A 17,540-nucleotide genomic window follows, 5' to 3' on the forward strand; every position below is an offset into this window, starting at 1 on the left:
CCATTAAGAATTATCCACTACGAATCATCCATTATGAACCCGCCATTATTCGGCGCTAAAGCCGTAGCGGCGCAGAATGGCTTGCCCTTCGTCTTGCTGTAGCCACTGATAGAAATCACTGGCGACCTCTCCCGCTTGGTTGGTCAGTACCATGCGTTGGCGTAGCTCGCCGTGCCATGCTTCAGGAATAAGTACGTACTCACTTCGCTCACTTAAAGCAGGGGCAAGCGCCAAGGAGTAAGCCACTAAGCCCCCACGCGCATCGTCAGAGAGGGCAAACTGCGCCGCCTGGGAGACGTTTTCACCCAGTATCCGCAGCGGCTCGGTTTGCTCCCAAAGCCCGGCATGTTCGAGCACCTGCTGCGCTGCCACGCCATAAGGCGCATGCTCTGGATTAGCCAGGGCGATGCGTTGAGTGGTGCCACTTACGTGAGCTGTCAGCGCATCCTGTACTGCCGCCAGCGGAGCATCCTCGCTAGGCAAATCATCGCGCCCGCTGCGCTGCAGCCACACCAAACGACCAATAGCGTAGATCACGCCTTCATCTTGTGTGTAGCCTTCTTCATACAGCGCCTGAACATAGCGCTCGTCAGCAGAGAGATAGAGCTCAAAAGGTGCGCCCTGGGCGATTTGGCGACGAAAGTTGCCCGACGAACCAAAGCTTAGCCGCAGGGCGTGGCCGGTTTGCTGCTGAAACTGCTCGGCGGCGTCAGTGAGGGCAAACTGCAGATCAGACGCAGCTGCCACAATAGGCGCCCCCGCTTGTGCGGGGGCGCCTATTAGAAGCGAGCAGGCTAGTAGCCACCCATGCGCTAATTTAGCTTTTAGCATGCTCGTCAGTAATCTCCATTACCTTCATGGTGTTGGTACCGCCGTGAGCATTCATATGGTCACCGCGGGTAAGGATTACATGGTCACCTGCTTTAGAGATACCCATCTTCACGAGTAGCTCAAGGGCGCGATCATTTAGCTCCGTGGCGCTCATTTCAGAGGTGTCAAACGGCAGTGAAACAACACCCCGGTAAAGTGCCATACGCCGCTGGGCGATAGGGTTATGCGCCAAGCCAACAATCGGCAGGCCTGAACGAATGCGCGAAGCGATCAGCGGCGTATAGCCCGACGACGTCATACAGGCAATCGCGGTAACACCGGCCATGTGGTTGGCCGCGTACATGGCGGAGAGCGCGATGGTTTCGTCCGGACGGGTAAAGCCTTCATGAATACGGTGACCAGACTCCTGGGCAGACTTTTCACGCTCGGCCCCCAAGCAAACACGTGACATCGCTTCTACGGTTTCCAACGGGTAATCACCCGCCGCGGTTTCCGCCGAAAGCATAACCGCGTCGCTGCCATCCAGTACCGCGTTGGCCACATCAAACACTTCCGCACGGGTAGGCAGCGGCGCCGAGATCATGCTCTCCATCATTTGCGTGGCGGTAATCACCGCGCGATTCAGCGAACGAGCGCGCTTGATCATGCGCTTTTGCACGCCGACCAGTTTGGCATCACCAATTTCAACGCCAAGATCGCCCCGCGCGACCATTACCGCCTCAGAGGCTTCGATAATGCCGTCCAGAGTAGCGTCATCAGCAACAGCTTCGGCGCGCTCAACTTTAGCCACCAAGCCAATCTCTTTGCCCGCCTCGCCCAACAGGCGGCGCGCTTCAAGCATATCTTCGGCATGGCGCGGGAAGGAAATGGCTAAGTAGTCGACGCCAATTTCAACGGCGGTTTTGAGGTCTTCTTTATCTTTCTCGGTCAATGCCGGCGCAGAGAGTCCGCCGCCCTGCTTGTTGATGCCTTTATGGTTGGAGAGCTTACCGCCCACGACCACAGTGGTATGCACCTGTTGACCTTCAACGCGGGTCACGTCAAGCACCACACGGCCGTCGTCTAGCAGCAGGCGGTCGCCCGCGGCGACATCTTGAGACAGCGTTGTATAATCACAGCCCACTTGGTGGATATCACCCGCATCGCCATCCAGCGCCATATCGAGAATAAACGGCTGGCCCTCTTTGAGTACCACGGCACCGTCTCTAAACCGCGCAATTCGAATTTTTGGGCCCTGCAGATCCCCCAAAACAGCGACGCTGCGGCCTAGCTTGGCAGCGATTTCACGTACTTCGGTTAACCGGCGGCGGTGATCATCAGCGATGCCATGGGAGAAATTTAGACGCACCACATCCACACCCGCTTTAAGCATGGCTTCCAATACGCCTTCCCGGTCGCTGGCGGGGCCAAGGGTGGCGACAATTTTGGTACGACGGATCGAAGAGAAGTGCAGTGCGTTCATAATATTCCAACCATGCGAATTAACGTGTAGTGACTCTGTTTAGTCACTCTATTCAGTAACCCTAGCTTATCAGTTTAACGCGCTCTATATGACAGCGGTGCAACGTATCGGGTGGGATTACGCTAATGTCACGGTAATCGCCAGGGGAAACTCATCGCAGTTATTGCCATCGCCGCCCCGATCCACCACCAAAAACTCGCCTTCGCGCTCCAGCACCGACTGAATCGCGTGCCAGGTGCCTGCGCGGTAGTTCACCCCCTGGCGGCCATCGGTGACAAAAGCACGTACATCTGCAGGGTTTATATGTTCCCCCGGCGGGGCCACCACCACAATAAAGCGCTCTTGATGCAGCGGCATAAACGCCTGGCTGCCCTGGGGGTGGCGCTCTAAAAAGGTAAACTCTAGCGGCAGCGTGACCGGCTGACTGACGAAGATATTTATCAGCGTGTGGGCGTTTTCGCCCAGGGTTTCCACCTTCGCCAGATCGTGATGGCGCTGGGTGCGCCCGGCGTTGATAGGAAACGATTCAGAGTTACGCGCATCAATTACATCGCCAAAAGGGGCAAAGGCTTCTGCTGTTAACAGTTCGGCTTTAAGCTCAAGCATTGCAGCTCCTTAGCGAGATGACAGTTTAAGAGACGCATGGCGATTAACGTCTTTATACAACAAATACCGAAACGGCCCAGGGCCAGCGGCGTAGCAGGCTTGGGGGCAGAAGGCGCGCAGCCACATAAAGTCTCCGGCTTCTACTTCCACCCAGTTTTGATTTAAGTGATAAACGGCTTTGCCTTCAAGCACGTACAAACCGTGTTCCATCACATGGGTTTCATCAAAGGGAATCACGCCGCCGGGTTGAAAGGTCACGATATTGACATGCATATCGTGGCGAACGTCCGCAGGGTCGACAAAGCGCGTGGTGGCCCAGCGCCCTTCGGTGCCGGGCATTTCGATAGGCGCGATATCTTGTTCGTTAGTCACGAACGCCTGCGGCACCTCAAGCCCTTCGACAAACTCATAGGCCTTGCGCACCCAATGGAAACGCACTGGCGCGCTAGATTCGTTACGCACCTGCCAGTTGCTGCCAGGGGGAATAAACGCATAGCCACCAGGCATCATCGTATGGCGCTCACCAGCCAATGTCAGCGTTACCTCACCCTCAACAATAAACAGCACGCCTTCCGCCTGGGAATCTGGCTCGGGCTTATCGCTACCGCCCTGGGGCTGTACTTCCATAATGTATTGCGAAAACGTCTCGGCAAACCCCGACAACGGACGCGCCAGCACCCATAGCCGGGTGCCTTCCCAGAACGGCAGATTGCTGGTAACGATATCGCGCATGACGCCTTTAGGGATCAGCGCATAGGCTTCGGTAAATACCGCACGATCGGCAGTGATCTGTGTTTGCGGCGGGTGCCCGCCGGTGGGGGCGTAGTAAGTAGCTGACATCTTTTAAACCTATTTGACTTAGTAAAAACAAGAGACATTTATCTTGTATACAATATTAGCGAACCATATTAAAGCGATCTTTGGCGGATCGCTTAAGCAAAACGCTTGTGAAACACTCCTCCCAATAGTAACTTCTTTAGAAACTTTCGTTTCATAATTCTAAAACCATACGAACATGTCCACAAACAGCACCCTCAACACGAATTGGCTTCCGCAAACCGTTGCGCTCAAGAACCCTATCGTTGCCTGGGTCAGCAATTTATAACAACAGCCATCCTGCATGGCAGCTCTATAACGCGAGGCTTAGCATGTCCCAACACACCCCCTCTTCGTCTTCCCCAGATAGCCCCACACCCAAGAAAAGCTGGTGCCGGATACCAGATATATACGCGGTTTTGTTCGTTTTTATCGCCTTGGCAGCGATAGCAACGCATTTTGTGCCTGCTGGTCAGTTCGAGCGCGTTCCGGGCCCGAACGGGCGTATCACTATTGACCCAACCTCTTATGAACAGATCGCCTCCACCCCGATTGGTATCGTTGACTTTATGCTGGCGATTCCTAATGGCTTGATGAGTGCTGGTGAAGTTGTCTTTTTCACCTTTATGATTGGCGGTATGTTTATGGTGCTAAGGCGCACCGGCATTATAGAAATAGGTGTTGATAAGCTGACGCGGCGCTTTGCGCGGCAAAGCCTTCTCACTATTCCGGTGTTGATGACCGTATTTGCCTTGATAGCAACCGTGATCGGTACCCAAGAGTTGGCGCTGGTCTATGTGCCGGTTATCTTGCCGTTAATGATTGCCTTGCGCTTTGATTCCGTCACTGCAGCCGCGGTGGCACTTTGCGCCACCACGGTTGGCTTCACAACGGGTGTGCTCAACCCCATCAACACCGGCCTTGCACAGCAACTCTCAGACCTACCTCTCTACTCCGGTTACGGCCTGCGCGTCATGGCGTTTATTGTCATGTTAGCTGCGGCCATTTTCTTCGTCATGCGGTACGCACGCGTGGTGCGCCAGACACCCTCGCTTAGCCTACTGAGCAACGACACAGGGGAAACCGAAAAACGCACGCTTTACCAACACGCTGACAATAGCCCTGCATTAATCGCTACTACTCGCCAGAAGCTCGCCGCCATCGCAACGTTCGCCTTCTTCGCGGTACTCGTCTATGGCGTGCTGCAACAAGGCTGGTTCATGATGGAAATGGCGGGACTATTTATCATCATGGGGATAGTTGTGGGCCTTATCGCAGGCCTCGACACTGACGAAATATGTGCAGGCTTCAACCAGGGTTTCCGCGATGTATTGGTCGGGGCCATGATCGCAGGCGTCGCACGGGGCGTAGCCGTAATGCTGGAAGATGGCCAGATCATGGATACGCTGGTATTTGGGCTTGGCAATCTCGTTGGGGAGTTACCCACCCTGCTATCGGCTATTGGCATGTTCTTTGCCCAACTCGGTTTCAATTTTATTGTGCCTTCCGGTAGCGGCCAGGCCCTGGTCACCATGCCCCTGATGGCGCCGCTCTCCGACATCATTGGCGTGACGCGACAAACGGCGGTATTGGCTTTCCAACTTGGCGATGGCATTGGCAATATCTTATACCCAACCTCGGGCTACTTTATGGCTACCCTAGCGCTCGCTGGTGTCCCATGGCAAAAATGGGTCAAGTTCTTCTTCCCACTTTTTTGCGTATGGATATTGATCGCCCTGGGCTTCCTTATTTTTGCTCAAGCAACGCAATGGATCGGGTAGTTGACTAGACCACCGCCTCGCCTCTGTGAGGCGGTGCCAAGCTAAAGAACCGCAGAAATAAACTGCTTCAGTTCAGGCGTTTGTGGATTGCTAAATAGCTCGCTGGGGGCGCCCTCTTCGTGGATGCGCCCTTGGTGCATAAACACCACCCGGTCGGCCACATCGCGGGCAAAGCTCATCTCGTGGGTGACCAGAATCAGCGTCATACCCTCTTTTGCCAAGGCTTCCAGCACCCGCAGCACTTCCCCGACCAGCTCGGGGTCGAGCGCTGAAGTCACCTCATCGCAAAGCATCACTTTGGGCTGCATCGCCAGCGCCCTGGCTATCGCCACGCGCTGCTGCTGGCCGCCGGAGAGCTGGGCCGGGTAGGCATCGTACTTGTCAGATAGGCCGACTTTCTCAAGCACTTCCCGAGCGATTTTTTCAACCTCCGCTTTGGCTTCGCCGCGCACCACCAGAGGCGCTAAACAGACGTTTTCGCCCACGGTTTTATGGGGAAACAGGTTGAAGCTTTGAAACACCATACCCACGTTTTCGCTCAGCTCTTTGGGCGACATGGAAGCCGCATCGAGCTGTTTATCGGCAATGGTAATCTCGCCGCTGTCGTGTTTTTCCAGCTGATTCAGGCAGCGCAGTAGGGTACTTTTACCCGAACCGCTGCGACCAATAATCGCTACGACTTCGCCCTGTGCGACCGAAAGGTTAATACCTTTAAGCACTTCCAGGTCGCCAAAGGCTTTATGCACGTTATCAACGTAAACCAGCGTCATAGAGCTTTTTCTCCAGATAGCGCGCGTAGCAGGAAAGGGGGAAGCACAGCGCGAAGTAAAGCAGGGCCACAAGGGCAAAGATGGTGAAAGGTTCAAAGGTGGCGTTATTAAGCATGGTGCCCGCTTTGGTCAGCTCGACAAAGCCAATGATGGAGGCAAGCGCCGTGCCTTTAATGACCTGTACCGAAAAACCCACCGTGGGCGGAATCGACAGCCGCAGCGCCTGGGGCAGAATCACATGGCGCATGGTCTGGAAATAATTCATGCCCAGCACCCGCGCCGCGTGCCACTGCCCTTTAGCCACTGCTTCCAAGCAGCCGCGCCAGATGTCACACAGAAAGGCGCTGGTAAACAGGGTGAGTGCAATGGAAGCGGCCAGCCAGGCAGAGATCGGATGCCCCATGGCAGCAGCGCCAAAGAAAATCAGAAACAGCTGCATCAACAGTGGCGTACCTTGGAACAGGTCAACATAAAGAGACGTTAATCGCTGCAGCCAGCGGTTGCTGGAGAGACGCATAAAGGTCAACAGCAGCCCCACCGTCGCCCCGCCTACAAAAGCAATTAGCGACAGCACCACCGTCCAGCGAGCCGCCAGTAGCAGGTTGCGCAGAATGTCCCAGAAGGTGAACTCAATCATCGTTGCTCTCCTTGCTGATAGGCGAATACGCGCTTGCCCACCAGCATAAAGCTGCGCCGCATACCAAAGGCGAGAAGCAGATAGACCAGCGTGATCAGTAGATAAACTTCAAAGCTGCGGAAGTTGCGCGACTGGATAAAGTTCGCGGCGTAGGTCAGATCAAACACCGAAATCTGAGATACCACCGCCGAACCCAGCATGACGATAATCGACTGGCTGATGAGCGCGGGATAAACCCGCGCAAAAGCGGGCACCAGCACCACATGGCGGTAGCTTTGCAGCGTGGTCATGCCCAGCGCCCGTCCGGCCTCCAGCTGGCCTTTTGCCGTGGCGCTAATACCTGCGCGTAAAATCTCGGCGCTGTAGGCGGCCAGGTTAAGGGTCATGGCAATAAACGCCGCGGTAATAGCATCAATTTTGATACCCAGCCCCGGTAGCCCGAAGAAGATAAAGAACAACTGCACGATAAAGGGCGTATTACGGATCACTTCGACGTAACCGCCTAGCCCCCAGCGCACCCATGGCTGCGCGTTCACACGTAGATACGCCACCGCCACTGCCAGCGCCAATCCCGTTAAGGTGGTCACCACGGTCAAAATGACCGTGGTGGTAAGACCTTTCAGGAGTTCACTGACGTAGGGCAACAGGGTAAGAAAGTCGAGTGTTGGCCCCATAATGAACCTCAGCTACCGAAGTTTTCAGGTAGGTCAGCGCTAAACCAACGCTGGGACAGCTCATTCAGAGTGCCATCTTCCAGACCTTGAGCGATCAGGCGATTTACTTCTTCCAACAGCGCGGGCTCATTTTTGTTCATGCCCACGTAGCAGGGCGAATCTTTAAGCTGGTACACCAACGAGGGCGCACGGCTGCTATTGCGCTCGGCGATCTCGGCGGCAACCACGTTCCCAGTAGCCACGTAATCAACCTGACCAGACAGAAACGCAGAAATGGTGGTGGCATTGTCTTCAAAGCGCTGCACCGTAGTGGAGTCGGGGGCAATCTCAGAAAGCTCCATATCTTCTACCGCACCGCGAGTAACACCGATGGTTTTATCGGCTAAGCCTTCCGGGCCATCCACGCTTTCATCGGCATCAGCGCTGAACACCCCTAAAAAGAACGGCGCATAGGCATCAGAAAAGTCGATTGCCGCTTCGCGCTCAGGATTTTTACCCAGGCTGGAAATCACCAAATCCGCCTGGCCGGTCTGTAAATAGGGAATCCGGTTGGCACTAGTTACCGGAATCAGCTCTAACGTAACGCCCATTTCATCAGCAAGGTATTGGGCCATATCAATATCGTAGCCGCGCGGCTGCAGGTCGGTACCCACCGAGCCAAAGGGCGGAAAATCCTGGGGCACGGCAATCCGAATAGTGCCGCGAGACTCGATATCCGCAAGGGCATCCGCCTGAACGCTGGGGCTGGTGGCGAATGCCCCCAGTGCGACGGCGGCACTCAGCCCCGTGGCTAAAACGCTGGACTGCAGACACTTGAAGCGGCGGGTAAGGGAGTGACTGACGCGGTGCGATAACGATTTCATAAAACTCTCCTGGCAGACGCATGTTCTGCAAACTCTTGGTTTTGCTAGAAACAATTGGCTGGCTAATTATCAGTGGTGGTCTTGGCAGTGGAAGCAAAGCGAATGAAAGCTTTGTTGCATAAAATCTAACAAAGAAACTTTCGTTTCACTTAATCACCTAAGAGCAATCGCGATACCAGAAGTCACTAAGATTTTTTATAACAGCAGCTTAGCGAGCACAGGTAGCCGCAACGCAGTGGAAACCGCATCGGGAGGAGAGTTTGAATAAACATAAGTGCAATGTATTGGTGCAGCTTTAACCCATCAGGACGAAGAAATGCACCATATTAGGCGGCAAAACCTACTGCGCATTCCAATCAACGCTCATGGTCGGCGCTTCCAGCTCACTAAGCTCAGCGTAAACATCGCTGATCGCGCTGATGCGCTCTCGACCTTCTGCCAGACGCCGATGCAGAACGCCGTTGGCAATCAGGCAGATCAGGCTATTGGCAGCGGCGTAGCTATCGAAGGCGGAGAGGCTTTCCAGCGGCGTTTCAAAAAACCACGTTACCTTTGAGGCGAAATTAACCGCGGTGGGGTCAGCCAGTAAGGCTACCTTGGCAGGTGAGCGCTCAAGTGCATCGATTAGCGAAGCAAAGGCCGCTGGGCGGCGGCGAAAACCAAAAAGCACCACCACATCCTGCTCGGTTAAATCGACAATTTCTTCCGCTAACGACTGGTTTGGGTGAGGAACCACCCGCACTTGGGTGCGCGCCTGAATCACCTGCTGACGAAAATGCAGCGCTAACGGGTAGCTATTACGAAACCCGATCACCACCACATGGCGCGCACTATCCAAGCGCTCTACCAACGCAGCAAACTGATCTGCGGCAATACCGTTTAAGCAGCGCTGCAGGTTTTCCTGCTCGCGCTGTAAATGACGCTGAAACGGCGCCCCTGCCTCATCCTGCATTGCGTTGGCATCGATCACCAACGGCACGCCCAGATTACGCAGCTGTCGGGCGTGGTCTTTAACCGTGCGATAGCTCTCAAACCCCAACCGCTTGAACAGGCGGCTGACCGTCGATTTGGATACCCCGGTCAAACGCGCTAGATCGGCGGCGCTGTACACCGCCAGATCATCAAAGTGATCGAGGATAAAGCTTGCCACCCGCTGCTCCTGGGCACTTAGCGCGTCAAACTGGGCGGTAATACGCTGTCCGATATGCGGCGTCATAACATCCTATTGAGCTGCTTAATTAGCGGGTTGAGGCCGGGTGGTGCTCCGCCCAGTGACGGGCGATATCAACCCGCCGGGCCACCCACACCCGGTCGTGGGTTTCGATGTAATCCAAAAAGCGCTGTAGCGCGCGAAAACGCCCAGGCCGCCCCAATAAACGGCAGTGCATACCGATAGAGAGCATTTTGGGCGCCTCCTCCCCTTCCGCGTAGAGCACATCAAAGGCGTCACGCAGGTAGGTAAAGAAGTGATCCGCCGTATTAAAACCTTGCGGCGCGGCAAAGCGCATATCGTTGCTATCTAACGTATAAGGCACGATCAGGTGATTATGCTCACTGCCCTGACTATCCGTTACCTGCGTCCAGAAAGGCAAGTCGTCGCCGTAGTAGTCGCTATCGTAAAGGAAACCACCCTCGTCCAACACTAAACGCCGGGTATTGGGGCTATCGCGACCGGTATACCAGCCTTGAGGTTTCTCACCATAAAGGCGCTGAAAAATATCCATGGCCTGCTGAAGATGCTGCCGCTCAACGTGCTCAGAAACTTCCTGATAGTGAATCCAGCGGTAGCCGTGGCAGGCGATCTCGTGGCCGAGCTCTTTAAACGCCATGGCAACATCCGGGTTGCGTTCCAGCGCCATGGCCACGCCAAACACTGTGAGCGGCAAATCGCGCTTCTCGAATTCGCGCAGAATGCGCCATACCCCCGCGCGGGAGCCGTATTCGTAGATCGACTCCATGCTCAAGTGGCGATCTGGATAAGCCGGTGCGCCAATAATTTCCGATAGAAACTGCTCGGAGCCCGAGTCGCCATGCAGCACGCAGTTCTCGCCGCCCTCCTCGTAGTTGAGCACGAACTGAACGGCAATTTTGGCCTTGCCGGGCCAGTTGGCGTGGGGCGGGTTGCGCCCGTAACCGATTAAGTCGCGTGGGTAGTGGCCCTTAGAGGATGACGACATAGCTAGCTCCCTTTACGTCTATTTCCAGTATGCCTATTCCCGTATGCCTATTTCCGGCTCGTCACTGGCGAATAAGCAGCCCAGCGATACATAAAATCATTTGTATACAAAATAGCGAGATTAATAACGAACCGCAACGCGGCCAGACGCTAATCCCCTGACACTCATAGCGTTTTTTAGTTTAAATGCCGTTAAGTCGTTGAATCCTGAACGATTGGTCAAACTTTTATAGCGACATTTTTATCGTCTATTCACGCCCAGAGGCTTGCGCAAGGTTAGAAACCGCCCTATTTTTGTATACAAGAAAATTTATATTGTTTACATACGGATTTCTTAACGTGCATATACGCCTTATTAACCCGAACACCACGGCTTCCATGACCGCTGCGATGGGTCAGGCAGCGCAGCAGCAGGCGGCCGCGGGAACAACCGTTAGCGCCTCACAGCCTGATGCGGGCCCGGTTTCCATTGAAAGCCATTTTGATGAAGCGATCAGTGCTGTGGGGGTTGCCGAAGAGGTGCTTAAAGGTGAACGCGAGGGCGGCATTGATGCTTATATAGTGGCCTGTTTCGGCGACCCCGGTTTGCTCGCTGCCCGCGAACTCACCCGCGCGCCAGTAATTGGCATTGCTGAAGCGGCCTTTCATCTTGCCACGCTGGTGAGCACCCGCTTTTCCATTGTCACGACTCTGGGCCGCACCGGCATTATCGCCGAGCATTTGCTTCAGCAGTACGGCTTTAGCCACCACTGCCGCCGAATTCGCGCTGCGGAAATCCCGGTATTGGATCTTGAACACCACCCTGAAGCCGCGTTTACCCGCATTGTGGAAGAGTGCTGCCGCGCCCGAGATGAAGATGGTATTGGCGCCATCGTTTTAGGCTGCGGCGGTATGGCGAATTTGACCCAGGAGATCAGCCGCGAAGTTGGCCTGCCGGTAATAGAAGGTGTCACCGCGGCGCTCAAACTGGCGGAATCATTGGTTAGTTTAGGGCTTTATACCAGCAAGCACGGTGATCTTGACTATCCCCGGCCAAAAACCTTCACCGGTAAGTTTTCCGGGCTTTCTGATCTTGCGCTACCGCTTAAGTCATAAAGCCTAAAAGCAATGTCTCAAAAAACCATGTCCAAAAAAGCATGACTAGAAAAAACATTTAATAACAATAGATTAAGAAACACGAACGTCCAGTAGCACGCCACGCCGCAAGCGTTTCCCGATGTTAAATCGGGGATTAATAAAACCGATAATCTTGCGAGGACGACACCATGAGCGCTTCAACCTCCGCTCTTGCGTCAGAAGACCGATCCGATGTCGGATCAAAAGCACTAGGGGCGGAGAGCCTAGCCCCTCAACAGACCCGAATTATGGGCCGCAGCTCCTATTTTCTGGCCTGGTTCGGCGGCTGTGTTTCCATTGGCACTTTCGCCATGGGTTCAAGCGTGGTCGGCACCCTGAACCTGTTGCAAGCGACGCTGGCCATCGCCATTGGTTGCTTTGTGATAGGGATAGCGCTGGCCATTAACGGGGCGGCGGGCTACAAGTACGGCATCCCGTTTATGGTGCAGGCGCGCAGCGCCTTTGGCTTTACCGGCACGCGGCTACCCGGCTTAGTCCGCGCGGTGCCGGCTGTGGTGTGGTACGGCTTTCAAAGCTGGATTGGCGCCGGGGCACTTAACATGGTGTCGGCCACCCTGTTCGGTTTCGACAACCTTATCTTCTACTTTATTACCTTCCAGTTTCTGCAAATCGGCCTGTCGGTAATGGGCTTTCAGGGCATCAAGTGGTTAGAGAATATCGGCAGCGCCTTTATCCTCGTCTCGTTGATGTATATGTTCTACGCCACGGTGCAGCGCTACGGCGATGAGCTTTCCGCCAGCCTGCTAACCATGGAAGGCTCCTGGGGTATGCCGTTCTGGGGCGCGACCATGCTGTTTCTAGGCATCTACAGCACCATGATGCTCAACGTTAGCGACTACTCCCGCGAGCATAAAAAGGGCACCGCCCAGAGCCTGCTGACCACCATTTACGCCATGTCGATTCTGCCCTGCACGCTGTTTATGGGCTTGATCGGCTATATGGTCTCCCAGGCCACCGGTACCGCTGATCCTATCCAGGTGTTTGCCAACGCGGTGGATAACACCCCGCTGCTGATGACCACTCTGCTGTTCATCGCCTTTGCCCAGGTCACCACCAACGTACTCAACAACGTGGTGCCGCCTACCTATGTGTTGATGGACGTATTTAAGATCAAGTTTTCGGTTGCCACGGTGATCGTGGGGCTACTGGCCTTCGCCACCTTCCCCTGGAAGCTGGTGCAGCCCGGCTCTGCGGCGGGCCTGCAACTGTTTGTGCAGACCTATTCCGCCTTTCTAGGCCCGATCTTCGCCATTCTGGTGGTGGACTATTACGTTATTCGCCGCCGCACGCTGGATATCGACAAGCTATACGACGCCAACGGCCCCTACCAAGGCGTCAACCTCGCTGCGTTTATCGCCACCGCGATCGGTATTGCGGCGGCGCTCTCTTTCTCGGCGATCTCGTGGTACGCCAGCCTGATTCCCGCAGGCGTTAGCTACTACCTGCTAATGAAGTACTGGGCACCCTGCCAGCGCTTTAGCCAGTAATCCCTTTTAGCCAACCTGCGAGCCAATACAATGAAAGAGAGCAACGACGTGAGCGACCTAGATATCAAGCACATCGATCCCACCCTATATAACGAGGATCTGGCACCACTGAAACCCCAGGATCGTAACTGGGGCGCGTTTGAAATTTTTAACGTCTGGTCGAACGACATCCAGAGCCTGTTCGGCTACACCCTGGCCGCCTCGCTGTTTTTAACCTACGGCCTCAACGGCTGGGCCGTGATGGCGGCGATTATTCTGGCCGGTGTGATCGTGATGTTCTTGGTTAACCTGACCGGTAAACCCAGCGTTAAATACGGCATTCCGTTTCCGGTGATGGTGCGCGCCAGCATGGGCGTGCGCGGCGCTAACCTGCCCGCCATGCTGCGCGCCATTGTGGGGATTTTTTGGTACGGCGTGCAGACCTACTTCGCCTCCACCGCCGTCACCCTGCTGATTACTGCCTTCGTTGGTGCAGGCGATGGCGGCACTTTCCTGGGGCTTTCCGGCGTGGCCTGGGTGTCGTTTGTAATTGTATGGCTGTTCCAGATCGCGATTTTCTGGCAAGGCATCGAGCGTATTAAGCACTTCCTTAACTGGGCGGGCCCGCTGGTCTACGTGGTGATGCTGGTGCTGATGATCATTGTCTGGTTCCAGGCAGGAAGCGAGCTAATCCCCGCCATTGGCACTATTTTTAGCGGTGGCAGTGAAACCAGCGGCAGCTCAATCGCCGCCTTTATGGCGATTGTCGGCACCATGGTGGCGTATTTTGCGGCGGTGGTGATCAACTTCGGCGACTTCACCCGCTTTGTAAAAACCGAACGCCAGATGAAGCTCGGCAACCTGCTGGGCTTGCCGCTCAATGTCGCGTTCTTCTCGTTTATCGCGCTGATTATTACCGCCGGTACCCTGGTGCTGTTTGGCGAAGCGCTGACCAACCCCGCCGATATCGTTGAGCGAGTGGATTCGCTACCGCTAACCATTGTCGCTGCACTCACCTTCTTTGCCGCCACGGTGGGTATTAACCTGGTCGCCAACTTTATTCCCCCCGCCTATGATCTCGCCAACCTATTCCCCAGCAAAATCAGCTTTAAGATGGGCGGCCTGATTACCGCGGTAATCGCGTTCTTTGTCGGTGCGCTATGGCTTTCGGTGATCAGCCAGATTGGCGTACCCGGCTTTGTGAATGCGCTAGGGGCAGTCGTGGCGCCCTTCTACGGCATTATCGTCGTCGACTACTACCTGATTAAGCGTCAGCACCTAAACATGCAGGAGCTGTTCTCATCAGCACCGGGCGGCGCCTACTACTACGTAAACGGCTGGAACACCCGCGCCCTTATCGCCTTTGGCGTCGCGGCGCTGTTCTCGCTCTCTACCGTGTTAGTACCCGCGCTCTCCAGCCTGGGCGGCTACGGCTGGCTGATCGGCGCAGGGTTAGGTGGGCTGTTCTACTACGGCTTAATGAAGCCGTTTAAGGCTGCGCCTGAGTTGGCGGCGCAGTAGACAAGCGGGTCATAACTAGCTTATTAGAAGCAAATACAAGTGCCATCGGTTTTGCCGATGGCGCTTTTTTTGGATCTCGGTCTGGCGTAGCCAATTGGGAACCTGCCTGCACCCTCCCATGGCGCTACCAAGCAACGTATTTTGTGGTATCAAAACTCAGCGGAATGAGATATTTTAGATCTGTCGTGCGCGTTTTTATGGTAGGTTCAAGGGGACATGTGCTTATTTTTCTGAAAAAAATTTCATTAAAGCATTCAAAAACAACGATTTATTAAAATGCTGCATGCGTTTATGCGCAAGTTAAAAAAGTGATCTGAGATGTTTATACGCATGCGCAATTTTCTGGCGGCCCTAAGCAGGATAAAGTTACTTTTTCATTTTATATCAGATATTTGAGAATAAATGGTGCGTTTTGAGTTTCCAGGAAAGCGCGCATGCGCATGAATAAACTGTTATGTGGCAAGAAAGAATGAAGCTTCGTATTGAATAGTTATACCCGATCGGGTCTACTATTTTAGGCGGTTTTTATATTTAAATAGGTACCATTAAATACATAGGATGGGTGTATGTTTGCAACTTTTATCAAAGGGGCTGATCGGAGTAATATTTTCAACCTACCGCCTTTAGAAAAAACAATAAAAGAACTCTATCATGTTGATATTGAAACTAAACGACCTCTCGATATTCAAGAGTTATCTAAACGTATAGGTGAGAAACCGAGTCTACTACTTTGCGCAATGTTGGCTAGCCAGCCTAATAGCAGTGTGTTTGGTGTTAAGTGCCTAATCGAAGTGTTCGCAGGTATCGCTGAAAATCAACCTGTCGTTGTCAGTGAGTTAGATTATGGTCTTGTCCAAACGAGACCCTTTAATTTCACATTGGTAACCAATGGTTTCCTCAATGATGAATTTGAGCCTATTAATGAGGCATTAGGCGAGCGAAACCATGCAAGTGTTGGCTTTAAGTTTACGCCAGAAAATAGAGTTCCAAAGTTGGGGTTACGAGAAAAGCCGAAACTCAATGGCTCGTTCGATCTAGATTTGAAGATAGATATGTTTATAACTGTCTTTGCTGATTGCCCTAGACAAAATAAAGAGCAACAAAAGAGAATAAATGAAACTATTCCTGTAGGTAGTGTTGTAATTGAATTTGATGGTCCAACACACCTTGGTGACGAGCAAGTGAGAAAAGACAAACTTCGTGATTCCATGGTGCAAAGTAAAGGCTATACCGTATTCCGCATTCAAACGCCGTACCAGCATCAAGGTAAAGGTAGTACAGATCTCAATCGCGACAGTATTGCCAATATGCTTGAGGGTCAAATCCAAGACATCAAAAACCATTTTCAAAATCGACTTTTCGATGCGATTGATACCAGCTATTTACTAAATTCTTTGACCGGAAATAGCCATGAAAATAAAGTAACGTTGTCGAAAATCACATAACAATCGGCTATTGTCGGACGTTCCTACGCTGCGCTCCGGCACACCGCAAAGCCGGGCGTTATGGTTCAATCAAAGACAGGCTTTCCAATACCAATGAATGCTGAAAATGCCATAGAGAGCCACTACAGAAAGCTCTCTGATATCTTGAACAATGAATTCGAAGATCTTTACGAATCAATAAAGAATGACAAGTTAAGAATTTTATTCTCTACTCTTCACTCTAGCGTCACTAGTCTTTTTGATTCGATGAATAATAGACTTCCAACAGATGAAGACTCGGCTCATTTCTGGGCAGAACCGAGTAGAGAGCTCATTATATCCATAGAGACGATTGAAGCTTTAGAGAGATCCTTAAAGAACTCTGAACATGCATTCTATATTGAGGAGTACCATCGAGACAGGCTTAACTTTTGTAAGAGTTTTCTAAGCAAGAGTGGTGGGAGTGCAATTCCCCCTTATACTGAAAAGTTGGAGCTTTACTACACTATCCCAATATTTTTTCCTCAAAGCTCAATAAAAATTGAAAATAAAAATAATACCGCTGACCTAAAGGCACTCGGTAGCGGATCTTATGCAAACGTCTATAAATATTTCGACAGTTTCTATCTTAAAAATTTTGCTTTAAAACGAGCAAAGAAAGATCTAAATAAAAAGGAAATTCAAAGGTTTAGGCGAGAATACGAACAAATGAGCATGCTAAGTTCACCATACGTTCTCGAAGTTTATGGTTACAATGAAAAAAACAATGAGTATGTTATGGAGTTTATGGACAGTTCTTTGGATAAATACATGTTAAAAAATAACTCCAAGTTGTCGTTTCAAGATCGCGTTAAATTGGGGCTACAAATCCTCAAAGCTTTCTCGTACATACACTCCAAAAACATTTTACATAGAGATATTAGCCCTAAGAATATCCTACTCAAAGAATATGATGATGTAGCAGTAATCAAAATAGCAGATTTTGGACTAGTGAAAATCGTTGAGAGTGAACTAACTTCGACCAATACAAATTTTAAGGGCTACTATAATGATCCAAGCCTAGTTACTGAAGGCTTTGATAGCTATAGCATCTTGCATGAAACATACGCGTTGACTCGCATTTTATATTACGTGTTAACCGGAAAGAGTAAGACTGAAAAACCACCGGAGAATGTGAGTGCCTTTATTTATAAAGGTCTTAGTAGCGATAAGGCTGTTAGGTTTAAGGATATTGATGAATTACGCAAAGCTTTTCAAACCATCGCGCCAATGTGATTTGACCGTGAACCGCAGTTGACTCGCTACTCTCGCCGCTGTGGGCGGCGTTAAGAGCATCATTGATTCAGGGGGCAGGAGAAGTATGATAGTGTCATACC

The 17,540-nt window shown here is 52.5% G+C and carries 16 protein-coding genes; 6 read left to right on the forward strand and 10 right to left on the reverse strand.

The annotated features are described in order from the left end of the window. Positions 1–45: 45 nt before the first annotated feature. The 4 genes from modA to J7J49_RS09825 all read right to left on the reverse strand — a co-directional run bounded on the left by modA (position 46) and on the right by J7J49_RS09825 (position 3,739). Positions 46–831, reverse strand: coding sequence for a molybdate ABC transporter substrate-binding protein (modA, locus tag J7J49_RS09810; protein ID WP_215092169.1), 786 nt, complete (start codon positions 829–831; stop codon positions 46–48). After that, positions 818–2,293 carry a pyruvate kinase gene (gene pyk, locus J7J49_RS09815; protein ID WP_215092171.1) on the reverse strand — a complete coding sequence of 492 codons (1,476 nt, stop codon included), beginning with the start codon at positions 2,291–2,293 and terminating at the stop codon, positions 818–820. Before pyk ends, modA begins: the two co-directional genes overlap by 14 nt. Positions 2,294–2,410: 117 nt before the next feature. After that, positions 2,411–2,899, reverse strand: coding sequence for an ureidoglycolate lyase (locus tag J7J49_RS09820; protein ID WP_215092173.1), 489 nt, complete (start codon positions 2,897–2,899; stop codon positions 2,411–2,413). A 9-nt stretch (positions 2,900–2,908) separates the two neighbouring features. Beyond that, entirely contained in the window at positions 2,909–3,739 is an 831-nt protein-coding gene (locus J7J49_RS09825) for a bifunctional allantoicase/(S)-ureidoglycine aminohydrolase (protein WP_215092175.1), read from the reverse strand. A 308-nt stretch (positions 3,740–4,047) separates the two neighbouring features. Here J7J49_RS09825 and J7J49_RS09830 point away from each other — a divergent pair, with 308 nt between their 5' ends. Beyond that, a complete protein-coding gene (locus J7J49_RS09830; RefSeq protein WP_215092177.1) occupies positions 4,048–5,496 on the forward strand; it encodes a YfcC family protein in 1,449 nt (482 codons plus the stop codon). 41 nt (positions 5,497–5,537) lie between these two features. Here J7J49_RS09830 and J7J49_RS09835 read toward each other — a convergent pair whose 3' ends face one another. The 6 genes from J7J49_RS09835 to puuE all read right to left on the reverse strand — a co-directional run bounded on the left by J7J49_RS09835 (position 5,538) and on the right by puuE (position 10,617). Next, positions 5,538–6,266: an amino acid ABC transporter ATP-binding protein gene (locus J7J49_RS09835; protein ID WP_251048229.1), complete on the reverse strand. Its 729-nt coding sequence runs from the start codon at positions 6,264–6,266 to the stop codon at positions 5,538–5,540. After that, a complete protein-coding gene (locus J7J49_RS09840; RefSeq protein ID WP_064234224.1) occupies positions 6,247–6,903 on the reverse strand; it encodes an amino acid ABC transporter permease in 657 nt (218 codons plus the stop codon). Before J7J49_RS09840 ends, J7J49_RS09835 begins: the two co-directional genes overlap by 20 nt. Further along, a complete protein-coding gene (locus J7J49_RS09845; RefSeq protein ID WP_215092179.1) occupies positions 6,900–7,577 on the reverse strand; it encodes an amino acid ABC transporter permease in 678 nt (225 codons plus the stop codon). The genes J7J49_RS09840 and J7J49_RS09845 overlap by 4 nt, the downstream gene beginning before the upstream one ends. A gap of 8 nt (positions 7,578–7,585) precedes the next feature. Then, positions 7,586–8,440, reverse strand: coding sequence for a transporter substrate-binding domain-containing protein (locus tag J7J49_RS09850; RefSeq protein ID WP_215092181.1), 855 nt, complete (start codon positions 8,438–8,440; stop codon positions 7,586–7,588). 340 nt (positions 8,441–8,780) lie between these two features. After that, entirely contained in the window at positions 8,781–9,656 is an 876-nt protein-coding gene (locus J7J49_RS09855) for a MurR/RpiR family transcriptional regulator (protein WP_215092183.1), read from the reverse strand. Positions 9,657–9,678: 22 nt separating this feature from the next. Then, positions 9,679–10,617, reverse strand: a complete 939-nt coding sequence (gene puuE, locus J7J49_RS09860) for an allantoinase PuuE (RefSeq protein ID WP_215092185.1) — start codon at positions 10,615–10,617, stop codon at positions 9,679–9,681. A gap of 338 nt (positions 10,618–10,955) precedes the next feature. Here puuE and J7J49_RS09865 point away from each other — a divergent pair, with 338 nt between their 5' ends. From J7J49_RS09865 to J7J49_RS09885, 5 genes are all read left to right on the forward strand, one after another. Next, positions 10,956–11,711 carry an aspartate/glutamate racemase family protein gene (locus J7J49_RS09865; RefSeq protein WP_215092187.1) on the forward strand — a complete coding sequence of 252 codons (756 nt, stop codon included), beginning with the start codon at positions 10,956–10,958 and terminating at the stop codon, positions 11,709–11,711. Positions 11,712–11,881: 170 nt separating this feature from the next. Further along, on the forward strand, positions 11,882–13,240 hold the full coding sequence (locus J7J49_RS09870; RefSeq protein WP_215092189.1) for an NCS1 family transporter: 1,359 nt from the start codon (positions 11,882–11,884) through the stop codon (positions 13,238–13,240). 30 nt (positions 13,241–13,270) lie between these two features. After that, complete coding sequence (locus J7J49_RS09875) at positions 13,271–14,740, forward strand: NCS1 family nucleobase:cation symporter-1 (RefSeq protein ID WP_215092191.1); 1,470 nt, start codon at positions 13,271–13,273, stop codon at positions 14,738–14,740. Between the two features lie 566 nt (positions 14,741–15,306). After that, positions 15,307–16,185, forward strand: a complete 879-nt coding sequence (locus J7J49_RS09880) for a DUF559 domain-containing protein (RefSeq protein ID WP_215092193.1) — start codon at positions 15,307–15,309, stop codon at positions 16,183–16,185. Positions 16,186–16,245: 60 nt separating this feature from the next. Next, the gene (locus J7J49_RS09885; protein ID WP_215092195.1) at positions 16,246–17,439 is read left to right on the forward strand and encodes a protein kinase family protein; all 1,194 of its coding nucleotides are present in this window, start codon (positions 16,246–16,248) and stop codon (positions 17,437–17,439) included. The last annotated feature ends 101 nt before the right edge of the window (positions 17,440–17,540 follow it).

This window comes from Halomonas sp. ISL-56 (assembly GCF_018612805.1).
Taxonomy (GTDB): Bacteria; Pseudomonadota; Gammaproteobacteria; order Pseudomonadales; family Halomonadaceae; genus Vreelandella.

Coding starts and splice junctions, on each gene's coding strand:
- J7J49_RS09855 (WP_215092183.1), bottom strand. CDS start 9,656: ATGACGCCGCATATCGGACAGCGTATTACCGCCCAGTTTGACGCGCTA.
- J7J49_RS09830 (WP_215092177.1), top strand. CDS start 4,048: ATGTCCCAACACACCCCCTCTTCGTCTTCCCCAGATAGCCCCACACCC.
- J7J49_RS09845 (WP_215092179.1), bottom strand. CDS start 7,577: ATGGGGCCAACACTCGACTTTCTTACCCTGTTGCCCTACGTCAGTGAA.
- J7J49_RS09880 (WP_215092193.1), top strand. CDS start 15,307: ATGTTTGCAACTTTTATCAAAGGGGCTGATCGGAGTAATATTTTCAAC.
- puuE (WP_215092185.1), bottom strand. CDS start 10,617: ATGTCGTCATCCTCTAAGGGCCACTACCCACGCGACTTAATCGGTTAC.
- J7J49_RS09835 (WP_251048229.1), bottom strand. CDS start 6,266: ATGACGCTGGTTTACGTTGATAACGTGCATAAAGCCTTTGGCGACCTG.
- J7J49_RS09840 (WP_064234224.1), bottom strand. CDS start 6,903: ATGATTGAGTTCACCTTCTGGGACATTCTGCGCAACCTGCTACTGGCG.
- J7J49_RS09870 (WP_215092189.1), top strand. CDS start 11,882: ATGAGCGCTTCAACCTCCGCTCTTGCGTCAGAAGACCGATCCGATGTC.
- J7J49_RS09820 (WP_215092173.1), bottom strand. CDS start 2,899: ATGCTTGAGCTTAAAGCCGAACTGTTAACAGCAGAAGCCTTTGCCCCT.
- J7J49_RS09875 (WP_215092191.1), top strand. CDS start 13,271: ATGAAAGAGAGCAACGACGTGAGCGACCTAGATATCAAGCACATCGAT.
- J7J49_RS09885 (WP_215092195.1), top strand. CDS start 16,246: ATGGTTCAATCAAAGACAGGCTTTCCAATACCAATGAATGCTGAAAAT.
- pyk (WP_215092171.1), bottom strand. CDS start 2,293: ATGAACGCACTGCACTTCTCTTCGATCCGTCGTACCAAAATTGTCGCC.
- J7J49_RS09850 (WP_215092181.1), bottom strand. CDS start 8,440: ATGAAATCGTTATCGCACCGCGTCAGTCACTCCCTTACCCGCCGCTTC.
- J7J49_RS09825 (WP_215092175.1), bottom strand. CDS start 3,739: ATGTCAGCTACTTACTACGCCCCCACCGGCGGGCACCCGCCGCAAACA.
- modA (WP_215092169.1), bottom strand. CDS start 831: ATGCTAAAAGCTAAATTAGCGCATGGGTGGCTACTAGCCTGCTCGCTT.